General features: G+C 53.6%; 1 protein-coding gene. It reads right to left on the reverse strand.

The genetic code is table 11. The features are described from left to right. Positions 1–627: condensation domain-containing protein (locus F3J22_RS30270; RefSeq protein WP_205195792.1), on the reverse strand; the 627-nt coding region annotated here is incomplete at both ends.

Raw genomic sequence — 627 nt, forward strand, 5'->3', positions numbered from 1 at the left:
TCATGTCGCGTTTGAGCGGCAAGGCATCTACCAGCTCATCAAAGGGATAAGATTGATGTTCGTACGCAGACATTGTTACCTGCCGTACCTGTTCCAGTAGTTGCAGATAACTATTGCTGCCACTGAAGCGCGTTCTAAGCGCCAGTGTGTTCACATAAAATCCTATTTGTCCTTCCAGGTCGGCATGCTCTCTGCCGGCAACCGGGCTGCCGAGGATGATATCTTCCTGGCCACTGTAGCGGTAAAGCAAGGCATTCACTGCTGCCACTAACCCCATGAACAGTGTGCTGCCGGTGGACTGCAACAGTGATTGAAGACCAGAGAGTGCTAGCTGCTTTTGCACCAGCCCGCCGTGGTAAGTATTTACCGCCGGACGGGGCTTATCTGCCGGCAGTTCCAGCACCGGTAGCTCGCCGCTGAACTGTTCCAGCCAGTAGGCCTGGGACAGGACGTCTGAGCCGGATTGCTGCCATACTGCGTAATCCTTGTACTGCAGCGGCAATACAGGTAGCGGACTGTTATCATGGTAGATATGCAGCAGTTCTTTGATCAGCACACCCATCGACCAGCCATCACTGATGATGTGGTGCATCACGTACACAAACACCCACTCTCCTGCTGCTACCT

This window comes from Chitinophaga sp. Cy-1792, from assembly GCF_011752935.1.
Taxonomy (GTDB): Bacteria; Bacteroidota; Bacteroidia; order Chitinophagales; family Chitinophagaceae; genus Chitinophaga.